Raw genomic sequence first — 24,260 nt, 5'->3', positions numbered from 1 at the left:
ATTATTTTCATTGTTAAAAGTCACCACTTCCCTCTACCTTTCTTGTCATTAACGATAAAGGAGCCATGAACATGACCGTTTCGTACACCCCCCCGAACGTCTGGACCTGGGACAAAACCAATGGCGGCGAGTTTGCCAATATCAACCGGCCGGTCGCTGGCCCCACCCATGACAAGGCGCTCCCCGTGGGCAAGCACCCGCTGCAGCTCTATTCCCTGGCCACCCCCAATGGCGTAAAAGTCACCATCATGCTGGAAGAGCTGCTGGCCCTGGGCCACAGCGGTGCCGAATATGACGCCTGGCTGATCCGCATCGGCGAGGGCGATCAGTTCTCATCCGGCTTTGTGCAGGTAAACCCCAACTCCAAGATACCGGCGCTGCTGGATAACAGCAGCGAACCACCGGTGCGGGTGTTTGAGTCCGGCTCCATCCTGCTGTATCTGGCGGAAAAATTCGGCGCCATGCTGCCCACCGATGTCGCGGCCAAAACCGAGGTCATGAACTGGCTGTTCTGGCAGATGGGCTCGGCCCCCTACCTGGGCGGTGGCTTTGGCCATTTTTATGCCTATGCGCCGGAAAAGCTGGAATACCCCATCAACCGCTTTGCCATGGAAGCCAAGCGCCAGCTCGATGTGCTGGAGCGCCAGCTGGCCGAACGGCCCTTTATTGCCGGTGAGCACTACAGCATTGCCGACATTGCCATCTGGCCCTGGTATGGCGCCCTGGTGCTGGGCAGGCTGTACGATGCGGCGGAGTTTCTGTCGGTGTCCGATTATCCCAATGTGCAGCGCTGGGCCCGCGCCATCGACGCCCGCCCCGCCGTACAACGCGGCCGCCGGGTGAACCGGGTCTGGGGTGATGAAGCGGAACAACTGGAAGAGCGACACAGCGCGGCGGATCTGGACTGAACAGGATCTGGACTAGAAAAAGAGGCGGTCACCACCGCCTCTTGTTATTGAACAGCGTAAGCGAGGTCGTTACAGCCCCAGTTTGTCCAGCAGACCGGGCAGTTTTTGATTGAGTTTGTCACCCAGCTCGCCGCCCAGCTTTTCATCCAGCTTGCGCTGCAGGCGCTCCGCTTCCTTGCCGGCTTTCTCCTTCAGGTAGAGATCAAACACCCGCTGCATGTCCAGGGTATAGCGGGGATCCTGATAACTGCCGCTGATGCGTACCGGCACCGTGATGTTTTTCAGTTCATCCAGCGACTCGCCATCCTGGCCCTTGAGGGTGCCGACAACCGAGGTGTTGAGCAGTACATTGAGGGACTCGTCCAGCAGGCTGGTTTCCCCCTCCCCCTGTACCCGCAGCAGGGGTGAGGCCAGGCGCAGGTTGTCGGTCGCCACCTTGCCCTTGCCGATGGCAAAGTCGGCGGTCAGGGCGCTGAAATCGGTCTTCTGGGGCTCATCGTCATTGGGCAACGGCTGCCCCTTTACCTGGGCGTAGCCTCGGCGGATCATGGCGGCGATATTGACCCCGCGCAGGGCGCCGTCGGCAAACTCCACCCGGCTGGTGCCGCTCAGGCTTTCCTTGATCTCCCGGGACGACAGGCCACGGCCGGTGACATCCAGTTGCACGGTCGCGCGGCCTTCCAGCGCGTCCATGCCGGCGGCGGCGTTGAGCAATTGATAGCCATCAACATTGTTCAGCTCGGTTTGCAGGGCAAAGCGGGCCGGCGACGGGTTGGCATCAAGGCGGGCATTGCCCTTCAGCGTGCCGTCGTAAAGCCGGGCACCGATCTGCTCGGCAGACGCCTTGCCCTCCAGCACACGAATGTCGAGCCTGAGTCCTTCCATGTCCATGCCCTGTACCTTGAGCTGGTCTGCGGCCAGGCTGCCCTTGACGTCCAGGTGTTTAAGGATGGACAAATCGGGGTCACTCGACGCCACCGACGGCGGCAGTGTGGCCCGCTTTGCCGGCGTTTCCGGGTTCTCGGTGGCGCTGGCCGCGCTGGTGGTGCCGCCCTGCTCGCTGCTCCATTCGGTACTCAGTTGTTCCAGATCAAGCAGCGGGGTATGCAGCTCAAAGCGGATTTTCGGCACTTCGGCTGCATGGTTGACGCTGAGCTCGCCATCCAGGCTGAGCGAGCCCACGGACAACGCCAGGTTACGGAAGTCGGCCTGTTTTTGCGTCAGGCTGTAGGCCAAATCCCCCTTCAGGGTCAGCGCCTTGTTGCCGGGCACGGCACGACCGGTGGCTCCGGCCTCGAACGCCAGTCCGTCCAGCCGTAACCGGTCAAATTCCGGTGCCAGCCACAATCGGCCATCGGCCTGAAGGCTGGCCTGGAGCTCGTCGGAAAACAGGTTGCCGGAAAGGCTGAGCGGTACTTCCTCGCCCGGCGCAAAACGGTCGAGGCTGAGGTTCACCCGGTTGAGGCGGGTCAGGCTGTCGTTGCGTTCATCCTGCAGCAGCACTTCGGCATCCACCACTCGCACGCCGGCCAGGCTGACGAATTGCAGCTCGCGCTTTGGCTCGGAGGCGGCATCGGGAGTGCTGGCGGCGCTGGCGTCCGCGGCCGGCGCCTGCTCTTTGCCCAGGTTGCGCAGATCATCCAGGTTGGTAGTGCCGTCCTGGCGGGTGATCAGGTGCAGACGGGCATTACTCAGCACCGCTTCCCCCACCTCCAGGCGGTTGTCGAGCAGCGGCTTTAGCGCCACGTCCAGGCTGACCTCGCCCACCGACAGGGTGGCCCCCTGCTCAAAGCCGGCCGGGTTCAGCAGGGCGGTTTTGCCCAGGGTAAAACCGAGGGAAGGAAAAAAGCGCCAGCTCAGCTCACCGTCAATCACCAGGGTGCGACCGGTTTTTTCCCGGGTCTGCTCCACCAGCAGGCGTTTGACCCTGTCGGTGTCCACCAGCCGGGTCAGGGCAAAGATCCCCAGCAACACCAGCAGCGCCAGCGCCGCCAGCCCGTATAGCCATTTTTTCATTCTTGTTGTCCCGTTCTGTGCGTGTGTCAGTCCTGATTGATACGGCTGGCGTCGGCGCCTTTCTGGGCCTTGTACTTGGCACTGGCGCGGCTCATGTAGGGCCGCTCCGCCGGGCCGGACATGGTTTCAAAGTTGAGCGCGCCAATCACCATTTTGGGGCGCAGCGCCAGCGGCAGCTTGCCGCTGTTGTAAAACTCCAGCACGATGCGCCCGCTCCAGCCCGGATCGATGCGGTGCGCGGTCACGTGCACCATCAGCCCGAGGCGTGCCAGGGAAGAGCGGCCGTCGAGCCAGCCAACAATGTCATCAGGCAGGGTAACGGACTCGTGCGTTACCGCCAAGGCCAGCTCACCCGGATGCAGGAAAAAGGCCTGGCCGTCTTCAATCAGGATCTCGTCGCTCATCACCCGGTTGATCTGCTCCTGCACCTGGCCCTTGGGGCCGCTGAGATCAATAAAGGGCGCGGTGTGATCCTGAAATACTCGAAATTCGTTGCCAAGCAGCACATCCACGGTCACGCCGCTGATCCGCTCTGCCGGCGGCTCGGGCACAATCTGAATGCGGCCATCGGCCAGATACTGCTTGATGTCCCGATCGCAAAGACGCATGAAAACTCCTTAAACCGAACAGGCCCTGGACGTAAAACCATACGCAGAGCCGAAAGAAAAAACGGCGCCGGACCGGCCGGCACCGCGAACAGACCAGGATGATTATACCTGCCGGGTATACAGGGTGGTGGGCACCGCCTTGCCGGAAAAATAGAGCGCGGCGGCCAGGCGGGCGGCCAGCGCCAGATAAAGGCCGGCCATGTCGCTGTCCGGCTCGGCCGCCACCACCGGTGTGCCGGCATCCATTTGCCGGCACAGGGTGGCACTGAGCGGCAGCTGGCCCAGCAGCGGTACGCCCTGCTCGTCGCGCAGGCGCTCGCCACCGCCCTCGCCAAACAGCCTGTCCTGGTGACCGCATTGGCTGCACTGGTGATAGCTCATGTTTTCAATCACCCCCAGCACCGGAATGCCCACCTTGCCGAACATGTTGATACCCTTGACCGCATCGGCCAGGGCCACGTTCTGGGGCGTGGTCACCACCACCGCTGCCGTGGTCGGCACCTGCTGGGCAATGGTCAGCTGAATGTCGCCGGTGCCCGGCGGCAGGTCCACCACCAGGTAGTCCAGCTCACCCCAGCGGGTTTCCCGCAATATCTGGGACAGCGCCTTGCTGGCCATGGGGCCACGCCAGACGGTGGCGTCATCGGCACTCACCAGAAAGCCGATGCTGTTGGCCTTGATGCCATGCGCCTGCACCGGCGTCATGGTGTTGCCGTCGTCACTGGCAGGGCGTGCCTCCGGGACCCCCAGCATCAGTGGAATGGAAGGGCCATAGACGTCGGCATCCAATATGCCCACCCGGGCACCCAGCCGGCTCAGCGCCAGCGCCAGGTTGACCGCGGTGGTGGACTTGCCCACCCCGCCCTTGCCCGATGATACCGCGATGATATTACGCACCCCGGCCACCGCCGGGGCCTCATTGGTATGGGCCAGGGTGGCCACCTCGGTTTGCAGTTGCCAGTGCACCGCCTGGGTGCCCGCCAGCGCACAGAGCTCGGCATTGAGGGCATGCAGCTCCGCCGTGAGGCCATGCTGTACAAAGGGCAGCACCAACGAGACATGAAGCCCGTCCTCGCGCAGCTCGATGTTGCGCACAACGCCGGCAGACCCCAGATCCTGGGGCCAGTGAGCGGGTCTGAAACGGCCCAGATACTGCCGAATTGGTTCAATATTCATTCACTTGCGTCCACGTGGGGGAATGTCTGCACTTTAGCAAAAGCACAAGGGGGGGAAAACGCCGTTGAAGAGTGTATATGAGAAAAAACTCGGGTAACATGCAGGGTCCCGTCAAACACACTCATTAAAAATGGAAATTATGGCTACCGATCCACGTAAGATTCTCGTTACCTGCGCCCTGCCCTATGCCAACGGTTCAATCCACCTTGGTCATATGCTGGAGCACATTCAGGCCGATATCTGGGTTCGCTACCAGCGAATGCGTGGCCATCAGGTCCATTTCATCTGCGCCGACGACGCCCACGGCACCCCCATCATGCTCAAGGCCCAGCAGCTGGGCGTGAGCCCCGAGCAGATGATTGCCGAGGTACAGAAAGAACACCAGCACGACTTCACGCGCTTTCACATCGGTTTCGACAACTACCACAGCACCCACAGCGACGAAAACCGGGAATTCGCCGAGCTGATCTATGGCCGGCTGAAGAGCAACGGCTTTATTCAGAGCCGCACCATTTCCCAGCTCTACGATCCCGAGCAGAACATGTTCCTGCCGGACCGCTTTGTCAAGGGCACCTGCCCCAGCTGCAAGGCCGAAGATCAGTACGGCGACAACTGTGAGTCCTGCGGCGCCACCTATACGCCGGCGGAGCTGATCAACCCGCGCTCCGCGGTATCCGGCGCCACCCCGGTGATGAAGGACACCGAGCACTTCTTCTTTGACCTGCCCCAGTTCGACGGCATGCTCAAGGCCTGGACCCGCTCCGGCGCCCTGCAGGAAGAAATGGCCAACAAGCTGGAAGAGTGGTTCGAGTCCGGCCTGCAGCAGTGGGACATCACCCGCGACGCCCCCTATTTCGGCTTTGAAATTCCCGGCGCCCCGGGCAAATATTTCTACGTCTGGCTTGACGCCCCCATCGGCTACATGGGCTCGTTCAAGAACTACTGCAACCGGCGCGGCGATCTCAGCTTTGACGAATACTGGAACAAGGACAGCAGCGCCGAGCTGTACCACTTTATCGGCAAGGACATCGTCTATTTCCACAGCCTGTTCTGGCCGGCCATGCTCGACGGCAGCGGCTTCCGCAAGCCCAGCAACATCTTCGTGCACGGCTATGTGACCGTGAACGGCGCCAAGATGTCCAAGTCCAAGGGTACCTTCATCAAGGCCGACACCTACCTCAACCACCTGGATCCCGAGTGCCTGCGTTATTACTACGCCGCCAAACTGTCCAGCCGCATCGACGATCTCGACCTGAACCTGGACGACTTCGTGGCCCGGGTCAACGCCGACGTGGTCAACAAGCTGGTCAACCTGGCTTCCCGCAACGCCGGCTTTATTGCCAAGCGCTTTGACGGCCAGCTGGCCGCCGAGTGCGCCGAGCCCGAACTCTATGCCGAGTTTGCCGGCGCCGCCGAGCGTATCGGTCAAGCCTACGAGCAGCGGGAATTCGGCCGCGCCATTCGGGAAATCATGGCCCTGGCCGACAAGGCCAACCGCTATGTGGACGACAAGGCGCCCTGGGTGGTGGCCAAGGAAGAGGGCAAGGACGCTGAGCTGCAGGCCATCTGCTCGGTGGGTATCAACCTGTTCCGCGTGCTGATGACCTACCTCAAGCCGGTGATGCCGATGCTGGCCGAGCGCGCCGAGGCCTTCCTCAACGCCGAGCTGGCCTGGAACACCCTGGCCACGCCGCTGACCGGCCACACCGTCAACAAGTTCAAGGCGCTGTTCAGCCGCATCGAGGCCGACAAGGTGGCCGCCATGGTGGAAGCGTCAAAGGAAGATCTGGCCGCTGAGCAGGCCAAGGTTGCCCCCACCGGCCCGCTAGCGGACGACCCCATCGGCGACACCATCAGCTTTGACGACTTCGCCAAGGTAGATCTGCGGGTGGCGCTGATCAAGAAGGCGGAAGCGGTGCCACAAGCGGACAAGCTGCTCAAGCTGCAGCTCGATCTGGGCGGCGAAACCCGCCAGGTGTTCGCCGGCATCAAGTCTGCCTACCAGCCGGAAGATCTGGAAGGCAAGCTCACCGTCATGGTGGCCAACCTGGCACCGCGCAAAATGCGCTTCGGCATGAGCGAAGGCATGGTGCTGGCCGCCGGCCCCGGCGGCCAGGATCTGTGGATCCTCGAACCCCACGCCGGCGCCCAGCCGGGGATGCGCATCAAGTAAATTCCATGGAGCGCGGGCAGCCTGCCCGCATATATTGTCGCATTGCGGCAAATGAGCGCCCTTCCGGGCGCTAATGCAGGCGAGCCGCCTGCGCTCCAACCCCATACAAAAAGCCCGGCAATCGCCGGGCTTCTCTTTACGCCTTACACCTCACCCCTCACGGGCAGGCATCAGCATTCGATGATGTTCACCGCCAGGCCGCCGCGGGCGGTTTCCTTGTATTTGGTTTTCATGTCCATACCGGTGTCGCGCATGGTCTTGATCACCTTGTCCAGCGACACCTTGTGCTCGCCGTCGCCGCGCAGGGCCAGGCGGCTGGCGTTAATGGCCTTGACCGCGCCCATGGCGTTGCGCTCAATGCAGGGCACCTGCACCAGGCCGCCCACGGGGTCACAGGTCAGACCCAGGTTGTGCTCCATGCCGATTTCGGCGGCGTTTTCCACATGGTCGATGGTACCACCCACCACGGCGGTCAGCGCCCCGGCGGCCATGGAGCAGGCCACGCCCACCTCGCCCTGGCAGCCCACTTCGGCGCCGGAGATGGAGGCGTTTTCCTTGTACAGAATGCCGATAGCGGCGGCGGTGAGAAAATACTGCACCAGGGCGTCGTCATCCACCGGCTGCACGAACTTGTCGTAATAGTGCAGCACGGCAGGAATAATGCCGGCGGCGCCGTTGGTGGGGGCGGTCACCACCCGGCCACCGGCGGCGTTTTCTTCGTTCACCGCCAGGGCAAACAGGTCCACCCACTCCATCACGCTTAAGGGATCGGTGTTGTACTGGGACTCGCTCACCAGGCGGCGATGCAGGGACGGCGCCCGGCGTCTGACCTTGAGGCCACCGGGCAGAATGCCTTCGGTCTTGCAGCCGCGCTTGACGCAGGCCTTCATCACGTCCCAGATTTCCCGCAGGCCGGCAACGATTTCTTCCTCACTGCGGTTGACGGTTTCATTGGCCATCATCAGGCCGCTGATCGACATGCCATTTTCCCGGCACAGCCGCAGCAGCTCATTGCCGCTTTTAAAGGGGTAAGGCACCGGGCGGGCGCTGGACTCGGCCACGGCGGCGGCCTTGGTGTCGGCAAATTCCTCCGCCTTGACGATAAAACCGCCGCCAATGGAGTAATAGGACTGCTCGGCCAGCACCGCATCGCCTTCAAAGGCGCGGCAGGTCATGCCGTTGCTGTGCAGGGGCAGGGTTTTGCGACGGTGAAACACAATGGCGCCACTGCGCGGAAAAGCCGCCGGGTGGCTCTGGTTAAGCACGATTTCCTGGCTGGTTTCCACTTTCTCCAGAAAGCCGGGGATCATGTCTACGTCGACGGATTCCGGATCATAGCCGCCCAAACCGAGGATCACCGCCTTGCCGGTGCCATGGCCGATGCCGGTCTGGCCCAGGGAACCAAACAGCTCGACTTCCACGCGGGTGGTGCGGCTGAGAGTGCCCTGCTCGGCCATGGCCTGAACAAAGGCGTGGGCTGCCCGCATGGGGCCAACGGTATGGGAAGAAGAAGGGCCGATACCGATACTGAACATGTCAAACACGCTGATCATGGCAAACTCCAAACACTACTCGCTTAGGAACAGCGACGCGCACAGGCAATCGCTCAACTATTATTGAACGATTGTAGATTTATTTGAGCTTTAACCCAACAACATTTTAACAAGTACAAAAAAGAAAACAGGATTTGTGATAAGGATCGCCGCTCAACGCGCCACCTGGCGGGCGAACTGATGAATAACGGCGGCGGTGATGCCCCACACCCACAGGCCCTGCCAGCGGATAAACACCACCCGGTGCAGTTTGCCCCGGCGGGGCTGGCTCAGCACATGGTGGTGGCGCAGGTCCAGCAGGTAATCGAGCGGCACCCGGTAAAGCTCGTCCACCTCGTCGGGATTCAGCACAAACTGGGGCTGGCCCTGCACCAGCCCCACAAAGGGCGTAAGGGCAAAGCCGGAGATGGTGTATTGCGCCCGAAGCCGCGCCAGCAGCCGGCAGCGGTCCGGCGGCAGGCCGATTTCCTCTTCGCTTTCCCTGAGTGCCGTGTGCCACAGGCTGGGATCGGCGTCGTCCACCCGGCCGCCGGGAAAGCTGATCTGCCCCGGATGCTGCCGCAGGTGCCGGCTGCGCCGGGTCAGCACCAGCTCCAGCCCCTGGGCCCCTTCCAGCACCGGCATCAGCACCGCTGCCGGCCGGGCATGGGCCGGCCAGCCGTCGTCCGGTGGTGGCGGCAGCAGGTTGAGACGGGTGATCAGCTCATCCAGGGTCATAGGCTTTCAAGCACCGGCAAAATACGGCCCAGTTTGTCGAACAGCTCCTGATACTCGGCACCCTGCTCGGAGTCCGCCACCACGCCGCCGCCGGCCCAGCAATAAAGCCGCCCCTGCTCCGCCAGCAGGGTACGAATGGTAATGCTGGTGTCCATGCGACCATGGGCGCTGAGGTAGCCCATGCTGCCGCAATAGCCATGGCGCCGGTGGGGCTCCAGCTCCTCGATGATTTCCATGGCCCGCACCTTGGGCGCGCCGGTAATGGAGCCGCCGGGAAAGGTGGCCGCCAGCAGATCGGTACCATCAAGCCCTTCCTTCAGTTCGCCGGTGATGGTGGACACCAGATGATGCACCGCCGGGAACGACTCAATGGCAAACAACGACGGCACCTTGACCGTGCCCGGCACACAGACCCGGCCAATGTCGTTGCGCAGCAGGTCCACGATCATCAGGTTCTCGGATCTGTCTTTGGGCGCGGCGGCCAGCGCTTCGGCCAGTTGCCGGTCCTGCTGTTCGCTCCTGCCTCTGGGCCGGGTACCCTTGATGGGTTTGGTTTCCACCCGGCGGCCGTCGAGGGCGATAAAGCGCTCCGGCGACAGGCTAAGCACCGTGCTTTGAGGCAGCGGCATAAAGGCGGAAAAGGGCGCCCGGTTGTGCTCGCTCAGGCGGCAATAGGCGGCCCAGGGATCCCCATCAAAGGGCGCGCTAAACCGCACCGTGAGGTTGATTTGGTAACAATCGCCGGCGGCCAGATACTCCTGAACCCGGTCAAAGTTGGCGCCGTACTGCTCGCGGCTCTGGTTGGCCTGCCAGGGCCCGGTCAGGCGCAAGGCCGCCCCGGGCGCGGCGGTCAGCTCCTGCCACCAGGCCAGCTTTTGTTGCAGTGCGGCCTCATCGCCCAGCACCAGCAAATGAGCCTGTTCGCGTTGCCGGTCAATGACCCAGGCCCAGTCGTAAATGCCTACCGCCATGTCGGGGGTGGCGAGCTCGTTCACCGCCTGCTCGGGAATGCGCTCCAACCGCCGGCCCAGATCATAGCCAAACAGCCCCAGCGCCCCACCGGCAAAAGGCAGGTGGGCGTAGTCCTCGGGCAGGCTCACCTCCCCCAGCAGCCGTTGCTGCCAGGTCTTCAGCAGGGCAAAAGGACTGTCGCTGCTGTGCTCACGGCCACCGGCGTGGGTGATCACGGTGTCGGTGCCGCGGGTCACCAGGGTCGCCCGCGGATGGGCGCTGAGGATATGAAACCGGCTATCTTCAGCCCGCGGCGACGCCGACTCCAGCAGCACCGACCAGGGGGTATTGGCCAGGGGAGAAAAGAAGTCGCGCACCGGGCCGGCAAAGGGCTCGCTGTGTATGTGCAAAGGCAGTCTCATTTATGTAATCCACTCGACAGTTTTGGCATTCCGCCCGGGCCCAGACTGGTCAGCCGGGGGCGGTGAAGCGTATCATGGCGCCGATTATAACAATACAGAGCCAGCCGATAACCCATGAGGAAGCCATGAGCATTATCAAAAAGCAGGACTTTATCGACTCCGTTGCTGACGCCCTTCAATATATCTCCTACTACCACCCGCTGGATTTCGTGAAAGCGCTGGAAAAGGCCTACGAAAAAGAGCAGAGCCAGGCCGCCAAAGACGCCATCGCGCAAATTCTGATCAACTCCCGCATGTCTGCCGAGGGTCACCGCCCCCTGTGCCAGGACACCGGCATTGTGACCTGCTTTGTGAAAATCGGCATGCAGGTACAGTGGGACACCGACATGACGGTGCAGGAAATGGTGGATGAAGGCGTACGCCGCGCCTATTCCAACCCCGACAACCCGCTGCGCGCCAGCATCGTGGCCGACCCGGCCGGGGCCCGTACAAACACCAAGGACAACGCTCCCGCCGTGGTGCATATCGACATGGTGCCCGGCGACCACGTGGAAGTGGCCATTGCCGCCAAGGGCGGCGGCTCCGAGAACAAGTCCAAGATGGTAATGCTGAACCCGTCCGACGACGTGGTGGAGTGGGTGCTGAAAACCCTGCCTACCATGGGTGCCGGCTGGTGCCCTCCTGGCATGCTGGGCATCGGCATCGGCGGCACCGCCGAAAAGGCCGCTGTGCTGGCCAAGGAATCCCTGATGGATCCGGTGGATATTCACGAGCTGATCGAGCGCGGCGCCGAAACCACCGAGGAAAAACTGCGCCTGGAGCTGTTTGAAAAGGCCAACAAGCTGGGCATTGGTGCCCAGGGCCTGGGTGGCCTGACCACGGTGGTGGACGTGAAAATCAAAACCGCCCCCACCCATGCCGCCTCCAAGCCGGTGGTGATGATCCCCAACTGCGCCGCCACCCGCCACGTGCACTTTCACCTGGACGGCACCGGCCCCGCCGAGCTGACTCCGCCGAAGCTGGAAGACTGGCCGGAAGTGACCTGGGAAGTGGGTGAAAACGTGCGCCGGGTGAACCTGGATACCGTCACCCGCGACGACATTCAGGAATGGAAAATGGGTGAGACCCTGCTGCTGTCCGGCAAGCTGCTCACCGGCCGGGATGCGGCCCACAAGCGCATTCAGGACATGCTCAACAAGGGCGAGCCACTGCCGGTGGACTTCAACGGCCGCTTTATTTACTACGTGGGCCCGGTGGATGCCATTGGCGACGAGGCCGTGGGCCCCGCCGGCCCCACTACCTCCACCCGCATGGACAAGTTCACCGACATGATGCTGGAGCAGACCGGCCTGATGGGCATGGTGGGCAAGGCCGAGCGCGGCCCGGCCACCGTGGGCTTCATTCGCGATCACAAGGCCGTCTACCTGATGGCCGTGGGTGGCGCCGCCTACCTGGTGGCCAAGGCGGTGAAGAAGGCCCGGGTACTGGCCTTTGAAGATCTGGGTATGGAAGCCATCTACGAATTCGAGGTAGAAGATATGCCGGTGACCGTCGCCGTCGACAGCCTGGGCAACAACGCCCACGAGGCCGGCCCTGCCATCTGGAAAGCCAAGATTGAAGAGCTGGACGCCGCACTTAAAGGCTGAAGCTGATACAGATGCCGGCCCCGAGCCGGCATTTTCTTTCCCCCTCACCCCTCACCCAGGGTATGTCACCCGGTTTCAAACCCGTGCACACCTCGGGGCGCAATGTCTTCTTCCTGCAGTCCGGTCACATGGGCGGTATCCGGCCCGCTTCTCAGCCAGGCCAGCAACTGGCGCACCTTGGCCGCCTCGCCTTCCACCAGCACTTCCACCCGGCCGTCGGGCAGGTTGCGGGCATAGCCATGCACCCCCAGCCGCTCGGCCTCACACTGGGTGTAGTAACGAAAACTCACCCCTTGTACCCGGCCGCTGACCCAGATTTTTTTGGCAATAACGGACATTTTCTTCGCCTCCCCTTTGTGTTTTGTCTTCACCACTTCTAGAATTACGCCCCTTTTTCAAGCAAGCAGCCCAGCCTATGACCCCTTCCATAACCCTAGTTGCAGGACGGGAAAAATCCCTTCTGCGCCGCCATCCCTGGGTATTCTCTCGTGCCGTCGACCGAGTACAGGGCCAGCCCAACGCCGGCGACACCGTCGACATTCTGAGCCACAACGGCCAGTGGCTGGGCCGGGGCTTTTACTCGCCCCAGTCCCAGATCCGCGCCCGGATCTGGACCTTTGACCGCCATGAGACCATCGACGACGCCTTCTTTCTGCGCCGGCTGGAGCGCGCCAAGGCCGGCCGCGAGGACTTGATTGCCGAGCAGGGCCTGACCGGTTATCGGCTCTGTGCCGCCGAGTCCGACGGCCTGCCCGGCGTCACCATCGACGTCTACGCCAATGTGGTGGTGTGCCAGTTGCTCAGCACCGGCGCCGAGCGTTGGCGCAAGGCCATTGTCGCCGCCCTCACCACCCTGTATCCCGGCGCCTGCGTGTATGAACGCTCCGACGTGGCGGTGCGCAAGAAGGAAGGCCTCAAAGAGCGCAAGGGCCTGCTGGCCGGCACCCTGCCCGAGCAGCCCGTAGTCATCGAGGAAAACAACGGCGTGCGCATTCTGGTGGACGTGGAAACCGGCCACAAGACCGGTTTTTACCTGGATCAGCGGGACAACCGCCGCATTGCCGGCCGTTACTGCCAGGGCAAGCGGGTGCTGAACTGTTTCAGCTACACCGGCACCTTTGGCGTCTATGCCCTCAAGGGCGGCGCCAGCGAAGTGATCAATGCCGATGTGTCCGAGTCGGCCCTGGCCCTGGCGAAGCAAAACGCCGAGCTCAACGGGCTGGACTTGAGCCGCGCCCGCTTTGAGCAGGCCGACGTGTTCAAGCTGCTGCGGGATTACCGGGAGCAGGGTGAAAGCTTCGATGTCATCGTGCTGGATCCGCCGAAGTTCGCCGAAAGCAAGGCCCAACTCAACGGCGCCTGCCGCGGTTACAAGGACATCAACATGCTGGCCTTCCAACTGCTTAATCCGGGCGGCGTGCTGCTGACCTTCTCCTGCTCCGGCCTGATGACCTCGGATCTGTTCCAAAAAATCGTCGCCGATGCCGCCCTGGATGCCGGCCGCGATGCCCAGATCCTGGAGCGGCTGAACCAGGCCGCCGATCATCCCATCGGCACCGCCTATCCCGAAGGGCACTACCTCAAGGGCCTAGTGGTGCGCGCCTGGTAATACTAATCGGATTAAACATTTGCTCATTGTGTATTGGGCTGTAGGCGCCGCTTTAGCCGGCGCATAGCCACGGCGGTGGCTGTATTAAAAACGTGCTGCGCACGTTCTGCCAACTAAAGTGGCAGCTACAACAGGGCCGAAAACAGAGCATTCGCTTAATGGTCCGCACCCGCTTCCCCGGCGCGGGTGCGGACGACGGCGAGAAAGAGTAGAATAAGCGCTTTCCGTCAGTCACCAAGGAAGCTCGAGTGGAACCCATTCGCCTCACCCAATACAGCCACGGCGCCGGCTGCGGCTGCAAGATCTCGCCCAAAATTCTCGACACCATACTGCACAGCCAGTTGCCCGGGTTTGCCGACCCCCGTCTGGTGGTGGGCAACGCCAGCCGCGATGATGCCGCCGTGGTCGACATTGGCAACGGCATGGGCATCATCTCCACCACCGACTTTTTTATGCCCATCGTCGACGATCCCTTCACCTTTGGCCGCATTGCCGCCACCAACGCCATCAGCGACATCTACGCCATGGGCGGCACCCCCATTGTGGCCATCGCCATCCTCGGCTGGCCGGTCAACGTTCTGGCGCCGGAAGTGGCCCAGCAAGTGATCGACGGCGGTCGCCAGGCCTGCCATGATGCGGGCATTTCCCTGGCCGGCGGCCACAGCATAGACGCGCCCGAGCCCATTTTCGGGCTGGCGGTCACCGGCCAAATTCCGCTCAGCCAGGTGAAGCGCAACGACACCGCCGCCGCCGGCGATGTGCTGTTCCTGACCAAACCGCTGGGCATTGGTGTGCTCTCCACCGCCCAGAAAAAGGGCGTGCTGCGGGAAGAAGACAGTACCCTGGCCCCCGAGGTGATGTGCCGGCTGAACAAACCGGGCCAGGACTTTGCCGCCCTTGACGGCGTGAGCGCCATGACCGATGTCACCGGCTTTGGCCTGCTCGGCCACCTGCTGGAAGTGTGCGAAGGCGCCGGCGTGAGTGCGCGGCTTACCATGGACGACATTCCGCTGCTGCCCAACCTGGACCACTACCTGCAGGCCGGCGCCGTGCCCGGCGGCACCCTGCGCAACTTTGAGGCCTACGGCCACAAGCTGGCGCCGCTCACGCAGCGCCAGCAGCATATTCTGTGCGATCCGCAAACCAGCGGCGGCCTGCTGGTGGCGGTGCGGCCCGATGCCGTCGATGCCTTCCTGAGCGTGGCCGCCCGCCATGAGCTGAGCCTGTCGCCCATCGGCAAGCTGGTTTCCGCCGGTGAGCATCGCATCGAGGTGTGCGGTGGCTGAGCTGGAAACCGATCTCGACCGGCTGCTCGCCGACGACGTGCCCCTGCTGGATCTGCGCGCCCCGGTGGAGTTTATTCAGGGGGCCTTCCCCACCGCCACCAGCCTACCGCTGATGACCGACGACGAGCGCGCCCAGGTCGGCACCTGCTACAAGCAGCAGGGGCAGCAAGCGGCCATTGAATTGGGCCACCGGCTGGTGGCCGGTGAGGTACGCGAAGCCCGCCTGCAAGGCTGGATTGACTGGCTCAATAAACACCCCAACGGGGTCGTTTACTGTTTCCGTGGCGGCCTGCGCAGCCAGACGGTGCAGCAGTGGCTGGCGGAGGCCGGCCGCCCGGTGGCGCGGGTGCAGGGCGGCTACAAGGCGCTGCGCCGCCGGTTGCTGCAGGAAATTGAGCAGGGCTTTGCCGGGCCCGGCTTTGTGCTGACCGGCCTTACCGGCAGCGGCAAGACCGACTGGCTGGCGCGCAGTCCGCTGTCGCTGGATCTGGAAGCCTATGCCCATCATCGCGGCTCCAGCTTTGGCCACTGGGGCGAGCCCCAGCCCACCCCCATCAACTTTGAAAACCGCCTGGCCATCGCCCGGCTGAAACAGCGCAAGGCCGGTATTCGAGGCTGGCTGGTGGAAGATGAAAGCGCCATGATTGGCCGCTGTCCGGTGCCGCTGCCCCTGTATGAGCGCATGCAGCAGGCCCCTTTGCTGCTGCTGGAAGTGCCCTTTGCACAGCGGGTGCAGCAAATTCGCCACGATTACGTGGAAACCATGCAGCACCACTTTAACGACGACTTTGAGCGGCTGGAAACCTACCTGCAGGACAGCCTCAAGCGGCTATACAAGCGCCTGGGTGATCGGGAATGGCGGCGGCTGTCGGGCGTGGTGTCGGAAGCGGTGCGCCAGCAACGGGTCGGCCACGGTTGCGGCGCCCACGAGGAGTGGATTGCCACCCTGCTGGGTAGCTATTACGATCCCATTTACGCCCGTCACCAGGCCGCCAAGGCGGATCGCATCGCAAAGCGCGGCGACGCCGACGAGCTGGCCGATTGGCTGGCAACGCAGCCGGCAGCTCAGGTTTCACCTCGCTGAAGAAAAAGGAAAGAACATGCTGAACCGTATCACCCTGCCGGTGACACCCTTTATGCAAAACTGCAGCCTGATCTGGTGCAGCGCCACCCACAGGGCCGCGCTGGTGGATCCGGGCGGTGAAACCGATCGTCTGCTGGCAGCCATTGCAGAGCGCCGCCTCACCCTGGAGCGCATTATTCTCACTCACGGCCATCTGGATCATGTAGGCGCCACCGGCGAGCTGGTGGCCGAAACCGGGGTACCGGTAGAGGGCCCCGGCGAGGCAGACGCCTACTGGATAGACGGCCTGCCCCAGCAGGCACAGATGTTCGGCTTTGACCCGGTGCCGGGCTTTACCCCCGACCGCTGGCTGCACGCCGGCGACAGCGTGACCGTGGGCAACGAGCGACTGGAGGTCTATCACTGCCCCGGCCATACCCCGGGCCACATGGTGCTGGTACACCGGGCCCAGCGGCTGGCCTTTGTGGGGGATGTGCTGTTTCAGGGCAGCATCGGCCGCACCGACTTTCCCGGCGGCAACCATGAGCAGCTGATCCACAGCATCAGGCACACCCTGCTGCCGCTGGGCGACGACATCACCTTTGTGCCCGGCCATGGCCCGGAAAGCACCTTTGGCCAGGAGCGCCTGCACAACCCGTTTTTGCGTTAATCGCCGACGCCCGTTCACGGGCGTGTATTCCCCACCCCTTTTCGATGTTCCGATAACGAGAAAAACAAACGGATGAAAATCAAACACAAACTCGCGCTCAACACCCTGGTGGTGGTGGCCGCCATGGGCCTGTTATTTGTCCTGTTCACCCATACCCTGAACACCATCAAGACCCTGAATCACGGCAAGGCGCTGGCCATGACCCTGAACTACGACATGCTCAGCCTGCGCCGGGAAGAAAAGGACTTCATGGCGCGCCTGGATCTCGCCTACCTGAACGACTTTCAGCAGCAACTGGCCCAAACCCACGACCACCTGGCCGAATTGCGCACCCTGCTTGAAGGGCAGCAACTGCACCTCGATGCCCTGTCGGATCTGGACCGCCGCCTGGATCAGTACGGCAAAGACTTTGAAGCCGTGGCCGACGCTTACCAGACCCTGGGCCTGGATCACGACTCCGGGCTGGAAGGCGAGCTGCGCCGGGCCGTGCATCAGGTGGAAAGCGAGCTGAACCAGTACGGGGCCGACGCCATTCTGGTTACCCTGCTGCAGCTGCGCCGGGCAGAGAAGGACTTTATGCTGCGCCACGACCTGCGCTATGTTGAACGCTTCAGTGCCCTGCATCAGCAGTTGCTGACCCAGCTCAACAGCCTGGGCCTGCCTCACACTCAGGCCACCCAATACCGGGAGCGCTTTCTGGCCTATGCCGACGGACTACAGCGGGTGGGTCTGAACAGCGAGGAAGGGCTGCAACTGGCCATGCGCCGGACCATTCAGAGCACAGAAAGCCTGCTTCAGCGTGCCGTTGCCGAGACCGAGCAACAACTGCAGGCCTATCTTGACCGGGCCAGCCGCACCGCCACCCTGGTGTTTGTGCTGATGCTGCTGCTCACCGCCGCCGTGGCGGTCCTGATCGGCCGTTCCATCTTTCGTCCGATCCACCAGATCCGCGAAGCGGTCTTGCGCATTCACCGCAACCGGGATCTCGGCCTGCGCATCGACACCGGCAGCCGGGATGAAATGGCAGACATGGCCGACGCCCTCAATACCATGCTCTCGGGCTTTCGTGACGTGATCCGCCAGGTCAACCTGGCAGTGTCCACCATGAACCAGACCACCTCGCTGCTGTCGGAAAACGCGACGGCCACCACCACCGACATCGAGCGCCAGCAGCAGGAAACCGAGCAGGTGGCCACCGCCGTCACCGAAATGGTCAGCACCATCGACGACATTGCCCGCAATACCGACAACACCGCCCTCAAGGCGGGGCAGGCCAACCACAACGCCGCCGAGGGCCAGCAGCAGGTGCAGGGCACCATAGCGCGCATTCGCCGGCTGGCGGGCCAGCTGGAAGCGTCGGTGGGCAGCATTGAAGAACTGTCGCGCCAGAGCGACACCATCGGCAGCGTACTGCAGGTGATCCGCGACATCGCCGATCAGACCAACCTGCTGGCCCTCAACGCGGCCATTGAAGCGGCGCGGGCCGGCGAGCAGGGCCGCGGCTTTGCAGTGGTGGCCGATGAAGTCCGGGCCCTGGCCGCCCGCACTCAGGACGCCACCCAGGAAATCGCCACCATCATCAGCTCGCTGCAGGGTAAAACCGAGGCCATGGTGCAGATCATCTACCAAAGCCGGGAAGACGGCCTGGAAAGCAGCCAGCAGGCCCAGCAGGCGGAAACCGTGCTGAACGACATCACCCGGGAAGTGACCGAAATTTCGGACATGGCCACTCAGATCGCCGCCGCCATCGAGCAGCAAAGCAGCGTGGCCAACGAGATTGGCAGAAACGTGGTGGTGATCCGGGACATCACCGACAGCACGGTGCAGTCGGTGCGGGAGAACTCCCGCGCCAGCCGCAACATTGCCGAGCAGGCGCAACACCTTAAGCAGGTGGTGGAGGTGTTTCAGGTCTGATATGGCGCCACGGCAGTGAACAAGGCCGCGCTGACCGCGCGGCCTTTCCGTTTGATAACAACACCGGCCTTGTGCCGTTACGCCAGGTGTTTTTTGAGAAACACCAGGGTGCGTGACCAGGCCAGCTCCGCCGCCTCGGGCGAATATCGGGGGGTGGAGTCGTTGTGAAAGCCGTGCTGGGTGCCGGCATACTGGTGCATATCAAACTCGATGTGGCTGGCCTGCAATGCCTCCCGGTAGGCGGGCCAGGCACTGTTGACCCGTTCATCCTGCTCCGCCAGATGAATAAGCAGCGCTCCCTGAATGTCGGGCACCCGCGCCAGATCCGGCGGCAAGCCGTAAAACGGCACTGCCGCCCGCACCCGCTCCGGCAGTGTAGTGGCCAGGGTGTTGCTGACAAAGCCGCCAAAACAAAACCCGATCACCCCTATGCCCTGCCCCGGCTCGTCCAACAGGCGCGCGGCGGCGGTAAAGTCGGCCAGGATCTTGCCGGTCTCCAGCTGCTGCTGCAGGGCCCGGCCGTCATCGTCATTGCCCGGATAGCCGCCCACTGAGGCCAGGGCATCGGGGGCAAAGGCCACAAAACCGGCCTTGGCCAGCCGCCGGGCCACGTCTTCGATATAGGGATTCAGGCCGCGATTTTCGTGCACCACCAGCACTCTGCCCAGCGCCTCGCCGGTGGGCTCGACCCAGTAGCCACGCCCCTGGCCGTGGCCCTCGGGCGACTCAAAGCCGAGGTAGCGCGCGCGAATGGCCGTATCGGTAAAGGAGACCTGCTGCGCTCGAGCATAATCGGGCATCAGGGCGTCGAACAGGGCGGCGGCGGTCAGCCCGCCCACCGCCAGCCGGGCCAGTCCGGCCATAAACTGGCGCCGGTCTATCTGGCCGTGGGCGTAGCGGTCATACAAGCCAAAGGCAGCGGCAGGAATGCGTGAAGGGTCGGGCCTGGACATGGGCGGGGCTCCTGTGTGAAAAGAACCCCTGGAGTATAGGCTCAGTCATCCCAGTCGTCGTCTTCCTCCTCGTCCACCACCACCGGCACCACCGCCGGTGCCAGCATGCCCACGGCCGTCAGCAGCCGGCGGCGCGGCTGCCAGTTGGCCACAAAGCCGAAGCGGTAACAGTCATCTCCCAGGGCAAAGCGCTCTTCCGCCTGGGTGCCCAGCATCTCGTGCACCTGGGCCAGCTCCTGCTCGTTCAGCTCAAGATCCAGGGTAAAGGCGATAATGGCGCCATCGTGGCCGGGCAGCTTGCCCTGGTTTACCGCCTTGACTCGTGCCCGGGGCAGGCTCAGTGCCTGTTTGCGATGGCCGTTCACCAGATACAGCCGCTCGACGTCATAGGCCAGGTTCATCAGCCGCTGCCGGCTCCAGCTGGCGGGCCACAGGCTGACCAGCAGCAGCACGCCGCCAAACACCAGTCCCACATAGTGGATCAGCTCAAAGCCGTGTTGGGCATCGAGCAACGACCAGAGTACCGCCCCCAGACTGGCCAGCAGCACCGCCCCCTGGGTGGCGTAAAAGCGAAAGGCGGGAGGCTGCAGCACATAGTCAAGAGGCTGCTGCAAAAGCTGTTGCACGGTCAGGCGCTGCATGGTCATGATGGTGTTCCGGGATCGTCAAAAACCGCTACCCTAGCAAAAAACCGCAACCCCATAAATAATGGAGTCATATGGCTAAAATACGGCGTCACCTCATGCCAAGACCCTGCTCCCTGCTGATACTGCTGCTGTCGGCCCTGCCGCTCCTGGCCCGGGCGGAAGCCATCGGTGGCTATGCCGCCGGTTGCCAGACCGGCGCTCAGGCCCTGCCCCAGGCCGGGCCGGGCTTTTACGTGGTGCGCGCCGAGCGTCAGCGTTATTACGGCCAGCCGGAGCTTATCGACTATCTGCACACCCTGGCGCAGCGGGCGCAACAGGCCGGGCTGCCCCCCTTGCTGGTCGCCGACATGGCAAAAGAGCACGGCGGCCCCTTTGCCTACGGCCACCGCAGCCACCAGACCGGGCTGGATGCCGATATCTGGCTGCGCCCGGGCGATACCGGCTTGCCGGCGGAAGAGCAGGATATGGTGGATCACCGGCTCTATATTCTTAACCGCCATTTCGGCGATGATCAGCGCCAGCTGATCGCCCTGGCCGCCCAGGATCCGCGGGTGAGCCGTATTTTTGTGCATCCACTGATCAAGCAGGCCATGTGCCGCGCCTATGGTGACGCTCCCTGGCTTAACCGGCTGCGCCCCTGGTTTGGCCATTCCGGGCATTTTCATGTACGCCTGCACTGCCCGGCGGCCTCGCAACACTGCGAGCCCCAGCAGGCCGTGCCACCCGGCACCGGCTGCGGCCGCGAGCTGGCCAGCTGGATTGACGACCGCAGCGGCGAGCTGGCCGCCGGCCCTCGCCAGCCCTGGCGGCCCGTGCTGCCCGCCGCCTGCCGCGTGCTGCTTGCCGACAAGGAGACCGACGAATGAGCCCCCAACAACCCTATGTGCTGGCACTGGATCAGGGCACGACCTCGTCCCGGGCCATGCTCTTTGACCACAACGCGCAGCTGGTGGCCATGGCCCAGCGGGAAGTGACCCAGCATTATCCCCAGGCCGGCTGGGTGGAGCACGACGCCACCGAGATCTGGGCCACCCAGCGCGCCACCCTCACCGAAGTGCTGGCCAAAACCGGTGTGCGCCCCGAACAGCTCAGCGGCATTGGCATTACCAACCAGCGGGAAACCACGGTGCTGTGGAACCGGCACACCGGCCAGCCTATTCATAATGCCATTGTCTGGCAGTGCCGACGCACCGCTCCCCTGTGCGAGCAACTGAAGGCCGCCGGCCTGGAAGCCGAGATCAAAACCCGCACCGGCCTGGTGCCCGACGCCTATTTTTCGGCCACCAAACTGCGCTGGCTGCTGGATAACGTGCCCGGCGCCAGAGCCCAGGCCGAGGCCGGTGAGCTGCTGTTTGGCACCATCGACACCTGGCTGGTGTGGAAACTGACCGAGGGACGGGTGCACGTGACCGACTACACCAATGCCTCGCGCACCATGCTGTTCAACATCAACACCCTGGAATGGGATCCCCTGCTGCTGAAGGAGCTGGACATTCCCGCCAGCCTGCTGCCCGAGGTAAAGCCCTCCTGCGCGGTTTATGGCCAGGCCCGCCTCGGTACCGGGGTGCCCATTGCCGGCATGGCCGGCGATCAGCAGGCGGCGCTGTTCGGCCAGCTGTGTTTTCACCAGGGCATGGTGAAAAACACCTACGGCACCGGCTGCTTTATGCTGATGAACACCGGCCAGAAAAAGGTGGAATCGTCCCATGGCCTGCTCACCACCCTGGCGGTGGGCGCCGATGGCGGCGTGAGCTATGCGCTGGAAGGCTCGGTCTTCATGGGCGGCGCCGTGATCCAGTGGCTGCGGGACGAACTCGGGCTGATTGCCCGCGCCGCCGACAGCGAAGCCTGTGCCCGGAAGGTGGAGGATACCCACGGCGTGTATCTGGTGCCGGCCTTTACCGGCCTGGGCGCGCCCTACTGGGACCCCTACGCCCGCGGCACCCTGGTGGGCCTGACCCGGGGCGCCAACCGCAACCATATTGTGCGGGCAGCGCTGGAAGCCATTGCCTTTCAGAGCCGGGATCTGCTCGACGCCATGCAGCAGGACGCCGGCCTGCGGCTCGCCGCGCTGAAAGTGGACGGCGGAGCGGCCGCCAACAACTTCCTGATGCAATTTCAGGCCGACATTACCCACAGCAAGGTAATACGCCCACAACTGCTGGAAAGCACCGCCCTGGGGGCGGCCTTTCTGACGGGGCTGGCCACCGGGTTGTGGCACAACACCAACGAGCTGGTGCAATGTGTGTCCATCGACCGGGAATTCACTCCGCAAATGGATCCCCACCACCGCGAGCAGCACTACCAAGGCTGGCAACAGGCGGTAGCCCGCGCGCAGCACTGGGCAGCGCCCTCATGAACGAGCCGGTCAGCGATGTGCTGGTGATCGGTGGCGGCATTAACGGCGTGGGCATTGCCCTGGATGCCGCCGGCCGCGGGCTTTCGGTCACCCTGTGCGAGATGAACGACCTGGCCTCCGCCACCTCGTCCGCCAGCAGCAAGCTGATCCACGGTGGCCTGCGCTATCTGGAACAATATGAATTCCGGCTGGTACGCGAGGCCCTGGCCGAGCGGGAAATTCTGCTGCAGGCCGCGCCCCACATCATCTGGCCGCTGCGCTTTCGCCTGCCCCACCAGCCACGGCTGCGCCCCGCCTGGATGCTTCGTATGGGGCTGTGGCTGTACGATCACCTGGCCCGGCGGGACCGGCTGCCGGGCTCAACCGTCCTGCGCCTGAACGCGCACAGCCCGCTGAAGCCCTCTTTTCAGCGGGCCTTTGAATATTCCGATGCCTGGGTGGACGACGCTCGGCTGGTGGTGCTGTGCGCCATGGCAGCCCGGGAACGCGGCGCCCGCATTCTGCCCCGCACAAGATGCACCGGGGCCTCGCGGGAAAACGGCCTGTGGCGGGTACAGCTTGAAAGTGAACACGGTGATTCACCCACCCTGTGGGCCAGGGCGCTGGTCAACGCCGCCGGGCCCTGGGCCAGCGGGCTGTTTGATACCGTGCTGCCGGTAACGGCACCGGCGACCCTTCGGCTGGTGAAAGGCAGCCATATGGTGGTGCCCCGCCTGCACCCCGGGGATGAAGCCTATATTCTGCAACACGACGACGGCCGTATCGTCTTTGTGCTGCCTTATGAGCAGGACTTCTCGCTGATTGGCACCACCGACGTGGACTATCAGGGCGAGCCCGGCAAGGTCAGCGCCAGCGAGAAAGAAATTGCCTATCTCTGCGACGTGGTGAACACCCATTTTCGCCGGCAAATCCATCCGGCGGAGGTGGTACATTGCTATGCCGGGGTGCGGCCGCTGATGGCCGAAGGCCAGGGCCAGGCGCAGCGGGCCTCCCGGGACTACAAGCTGTTGTTGAATGCGCCCCCCGGCCAGGCGCCGCTGTTATCGGTATTTGGTGGCAAGATCACCACCTTTCGCGCCCTGGCGGAAGACGCCATCGATCATCTTAAGGCCTTCTTTCCCGAAGCTGGCGGCCCCTGGACCCGGCAACTGGTGCTGCCCGGTGGCGATTTCGACACCCAAAGCACGCTTGTCGCCGGCCTTACGCAGGCATATCCCTGGCTGCCAGAGCCCGTTACGCACCGCTATGTGCGTAGCTATGGCACCCGCTGCCGGCGCTTTCTGCACGGCTGTTCGGCCCTCGGCGACCTGGGCGAGGCTTTTGGTGCCGGCTTGTATGCCCGGGAGCTGGATTACCTGATGCAGGAAGAATGGGCACAAACCGCCGACGATGTGCTGTGGCGGCGCAGCAAACTGGGACTGCGCCTTGCTCTGGAGCAAAAACAGCGGCTGGTGGAGTATATGGCAGCCAGGTTGGGCGTGAGGCGTGAGGCGTGAGGCGTGAGGCGTGAGGCGTGAGGCGTGAGGCGTGAGGCGTGAGGCGTGAGGCGTGAGGCGTGAGGCGTGAGGCGTGGCATTGTCACCCCCGCG

The 24,260-nt window shown here is 63.4% G+C and carries 20 protein-coding genes; 11 read left to right on the top strand and 9 right to left on the bottom strand.

Annotation, left to right across the window (positions count from 1 at the left end; all coding sequences use genetic code 11):
- Positions 1-71: 71 nt before the first annotated feature.
- Positions 72-908, top strand: a complete 837-nt coding sequence (gene yghU, locus GU3_RS10090; RefSeq protein ID WP_014292435.1) for a glutathione-dependent disulfide-bond oxidoreductase — start codon at positions 72-74, stop codon at positions 906-908.
- Positions 909-977: 69 nt separating this feature from the next.
- Here the strand turns inward: yghU and GU3_RS10085 are convergent, their stop codons facing one another.
- The 3 genes from GU3_RS10085 to apbC all read right to left on the bottom strand — a co-directional run bounded on the left by GU3_RS10085 (position 978) and on the right by apbC (position 4,708).
- The gene (locus GU3_RS10085) at positions 978-2,924 is read right to left on the bottom strand and encodes an AsmA family protein (RefSeq protein ID WP_014292434.1); all 1,947 of its coding nucleotides are present in this window, start codon (positions 2,922-2,924) and stop codon (positions 978-980) included.
- Positions 2,925-2,950: 26 nt separating this feature from the next.
- Positions 2,951-3,532, bottom strand: a complete 582-nt coding sequence (dcd, locus tag GU3_RS10080; RefSeq protein WP_014292433.1) for a dCTP deaminase — start codon at positions 3,530-3,532, stop codon at positions 2,951-2,953.
- Between the two features lie 102 nt (positions 3,533-3,634).
- Positions 3,635-4,708, bottom strand: a complete 1,074-nt coding sequence (apbC, locus tag GU3_RS10075) for an iron-sulfur cluster carrier protein ApbC (RefSeq protein WP_014292432.1) — start codon at positions 4,706-4,708, stop codon at positions 3,635-3,637.
- A gap of 139 nt (positions 4,709-4,847) precedes the next feature.
- On the opposite strand from apbC, the gene metG reads away from it, so the two are divergent.
- The gene (metG, locus tag GU3_RS10070) at positions 4,848-6,881 is read left to right on the top strand and encodes a methionine--tRNA ligase (protein WP_014292431.1); all 2,034 of its coding nucleotides are present in this window, start codon (positions 4,848-4,850) and stop codon (positions 6,879-6,881) included.
- Between the two features lie 170 nt (positions 6,882-7,051).
- Here the strand turns inward: metG and GU3_RS10065 are convergent, their stop codons facing one another.
- The 3 genes from GU3_RS10065 to pabB all read right to left on the bottom strand — a co-directional run bounded on the left by GU3_RS10065 (position 7,052) and on the right by pabB (position 10,524).
- The gene (locus GU3_RS10065; protein WP_014292430.1) at positions 7,052-8,434 is read right to left on the bottom strand and encodes an L-serine ammonia-lyase; all 1,383 of its coding nucleotides are present in this window, start codon (positions 8,432-8,434) and stop codon (positions 7,052-7,054) included.
- A 153-nt stretch (positions 8,435-8,587) separates the two neighbouring features.
- A complete protein-coding gene (locus tag GU3_RS10060; protein WP_014292429.1) occupies positions 8,588-9,151 on the bottom strand; it encodes a CoA pyrophosphatase in 564 nt (187 codons plus the stop codon).
- The gene (gene pabB, locus GU3_RS10055) at positions 9,148-10,524 is read right to left on the bottom strand and encodes an aminodeoxychorismate synthase component I (protein WP_083829459.1); all 1,377 of its coding nucleotides are present in this window, start codon (positions 10,522-10,524) and stop codon (positions 9,148-9,150) included. The genes GU3_RS10060 and pabB overlap by 4 nt, the downstream gene beginning before the upstream one ends.
- Before the next feature lie 125 nt (positions 10,525-10,649).
- Between pabB and GU3_RS10050 the strand changes: the two genes are divergently transcribed.
- Complete coding sequence (locus tag GU3_RS10050; RefSeq protein ID WP_014292427.1) at positions 10,650-12,170, top strand: fumarate hydratase; 1,521 nt, start codon at positions 10,650-10,652, stop codon at positions 12,168-12,170.
- Positions 12,171-12,235: 65 nt separating this feature from the next.
- On the opposite strand, the gene yccX is transcribed toward GU3_RS10050, so the two are convergent.
- The gene (gene yccX, locus GU3_RS10045) at positions 12,236-12,508 is read right to left on the bottom strand and encodes an acylphosphatase (RefSeq protein ID WP_014292426.1); all 273 of its coding nucleotides are present in this window, start codon (positions 12,506-12,508) and stop codon (positions 12,236-12,238) included.
- A 77-nt stretch (positions 12,509-12,585) separates the two neighbouring features.
- Here yccX and GU3_RS10040 point away from each other — a divergent pair, with 77 nt between their 5' ends.
- The 5 genes from GU3_RS10040 (at position 12,586) to GU3_RS10020 (ending at position 18,712) form a co-directional block, all read left to right on the top strand.
- Complete coding sequence (locus GU3_RS10040; protein ID WP_014292425.1) at positions 12,586-13,779, top strand: class I SAM-dependent methyltransferase; 1,194 nt, start codon at positions 12,586-12,588, stop codon at positions 13,777-13,779.
- Between the two features lie 248 nt (positions 13,780-14,027).
- Positions 14,028-15,065, top strand: a complete 1,038-nt coding sequence (gene selD / locus GU3_RS10035) for a selenide, water dikinase SelD (RefSeq protein ID WP_014292424.1) — start codon at positions 14,028-14,030, stop codon at positions 15,063-15,065.
- Complete coding sequence (gene mnmH, locus GU3_RS10030) at positions 15,058-16,149, top strand: tRNA 2-selenouridine(34) synthase MnmH (RefSeq protein ID WP_014292423.1); 1,092 nt, start codon at positions 15,058-15,060, stop codon at positions 16,147-16,149. Before selD ends, mnmH begins: the two co-directional genes overlap by 8 nt.
- 16 nt (positions 16,150-16,165) lie before the next feature.
- Positions 16,166-16,798 carry an MBL fold metallo-hydrolase gene (locus tag GU3_RS10025; protein ID WP_014292422.1) on the top strand — a complete coding sequence of 211 codons (633 nt, stop codon included), beginning with the start codon at positions 16,166-16,168 and terminating at the stop codon, positions 16,796-16,798.
- A gap of 72 nt (positions 16,799-16,870) precedes the next feature.
- Positions 16,871-18,712 carry a methyl-accepting chemotaxis protein gene (locus tag GU3_RS10020; RefSeq protein WP_014292421.1) on the top strand — a complete coding sequence of 614 codons (1,842 nt, stop codon included), beginning with the start codon at positions 16,871-16,873 and terminating at the stop codon, positions 18,710-18,712.
- Between the two features lie 77 nt (positions 18,713-18,789).
- On the opposite strand, the gene GU3_RS10015 is transcribed toward GU3_RS10020, so the two are convergent.
- Positions 18,790-19,665: a dienelactone hydrolase family protein gene (locus GU3_RS10015; RefSeq protein ID WP_014292420.1), complete on the bottom strand. Its 876-nt coding sequence runs from the start codon at positions 19,663-19,665 to the stop codon at positions 18,790-18,792.
- A gap of 41 nt (positions 19,666-19,706) precedes the next feature.
- A complete protein-coding gene (locus tag GU3_RS10010) occupies positions 19,707-20,312 on the bottom strand; it encodes a hypothetical protein (protein ID WP_014292419.1) in 606 nt (201 codons plus the stop codon).
- Between the two features lie 95 nt (positions 20,313-20,407).
- Between GU3_RS10010 and mepA the strand changes: the two genes are divergently transcribed.
- The 3 genes from mepA to glpD are packed head-to-tail and all read left to right on the top strand — an operon-like array spanning position 20,408 to position 24,167.
- Positions 20,408-21,178 carry a penicillin-insensitive murein endopeptidase gene (mepA, locus tag GU3_RS10005; protein WP_014292418.1) on the top strand — a complete coding sequence of 257 codons (771 nt, stop codon included), beginning with the start codon at positions 20,408-20,410 and terminating at the stop codon, positions 21,176-21,178.
- Positions 21,175-22,671, top strand: a complete 1,497-nt coding sequence (gene glpK / locus GU3_RS10000) for a glycerol kinase GlpK (protein ID WP_014292417.1) — start codon at positions 21,175-21,177, stop codon at positions 22,669-22,671. The genes mepA and glpK overlap by 4 nt, the downstream gene beginning before the upstream one ends.
- Positions 22,668-24,167 carry a glycerol-3-phosphate dehydrogenase gene (gene glpD, locus GU3_RS09995; RefSeq protein WP_014292416.1) on the top strand — a complete coding sequence of 500 codons (1,500 nt, stop codon included), beginning with the start codon at positions 22,668-22,670 and terminating at the stop codon, positions 24,165-24,167. The genes glpK and glpD overlap by 4 nt, the downstream gene beginning before the upstream one ends.
- The last annotated feature ends 93 nt before the right edge of the window (positions 24,168-24,260 follow it).

The organism is Oceanimonas sp. GK1, from assembly GCF_000243075.1.
In the GTDB taxonomy this organism is placed as follows: Bacteria; Pseudomonadota; Gammaproteobacteria; order Enterobacterales; family Aeromonadaceae; genus Oceanimonas.
The sequence above is the reverse complement of the archived record's forward strand: the minus strand, read 5'-3'. Positions and strand labels throughout refer to the sequence as shown.

Coding starts and splice junctions, on each gene's coding strand:
- GU3_RS10020 (WP_014292421.1), top strand. CDS start 16,871: ATGAAAATCAAACACAAACTCGCGCTCAACACCCTGGTGGTGGTGGCC.
- GU3_RS10060 (WP_014292429.1), bottom strand. CDS start 9,151: ATGACCCTGGATGAGCTGATCACCCGTCTCAACCTGCTGCCGCCACCA.
- GU3_RS10015 (WP_014292420.1), bottom strand. CDS start 19,665: ATGTCCAGGCCCGACCCTTCACGCATTCCTGCCGCTGCCTTTGGCTTG.
- dcd (WP_014292433.1), bottom strand. CDS start 3,532: ATGCGTCTTTGCGATCGGGACATCAAGCAGTATCTGGCCGATGGCCGC.
- GU3_RS10085 (WP_014292434.1), bottom strand. CDS start 2,924: ATGAAAAAATGGCTATACGGGCTGGCGGCGCTGGCGCTGCTGGTGTTG.
- GU3_RS10040 (WP_014292425.1), top strand. CDS start 12,586: ATGACCCCTTCCATAACCCTAGTTGCAGGACGGGAAAAATCCCTTCTG.
- GU3_RS10050 (WP_014292427.1), top strand. CDS start 10,650: ATGAGCATTATCAAAAAGCAGGACTTTATCGACTCCGTTGCTGACGCC.
- yccX (WP_014292426.1), bottom strand. CDS start 12,508: ATGTCCGTTATTGCCAAAAAAATCTGGGTCAGCGGCCGGGTACAAGGG.
- mepA (WP_014292418.1), top strand. CDS start 20,408: ATGCCAAGACCCTGCTCCCTGCTGATACTGCTGCTGTCGGCCCTGCCG.
- glpK (WP_014292417.1), top strand. CDS start 21,175: ATGAGCCCCCAACAACCCTATGTGCTGGCACTGGATCAGGGCACGACC.
- glpD (WP_014292416.1), top strand. CDS start 22,668: ATGAACGAGCCGGTCAGCGATGTGCTGGTGATCGGTGGCGGCATTAAC.
- metG (WP_014292431.1), top strand. CDS start 4,848: ATGGCTACCGATCCACGTAAGATTCTCGTTACCTGCGCCCTGCCCTAT.
- apbC (WP_014292432.1), bottom strand. CDS start 4,708: ATGAATATTGAACCAATTCGGCAGTATCTGGGCCGTTTCAGACCCGCT.
- GU3_RS10025 (WP_014292422.1), top strand. CDS start 16,166: ATGCTGAACCGTATCACCCTGCCGGTGACACCCTTTATGCAAAACTGC.
- GU3_RS10010 (WP_014292419.1), bottom strand. CDS start 20,312: ATGACCATGCAGCGCCTGACCGTGCAACAGCTTTTGCAGCAGCCTCTT.
- GU3_RS10065 (WP_014292430.1), bottom strand. CDS start 8,434: ATGATCAGCGTGTTTGACATGTTCAGTATCGGTATCGGCCCTTCTTCT.
- yghU (WP_014292435.1), top strand. CDS start 72: ATGACCGTTTCGTACACCCCCCCGAACGTCTGGACCTGGGACAAAACC.
- pabB (WP_083829459.1), bottom strand. CDS start 10,524: ATGAGACTGCCTTTGCACATACACAGCGAGCCCTTTGCCGGCCCGGTG.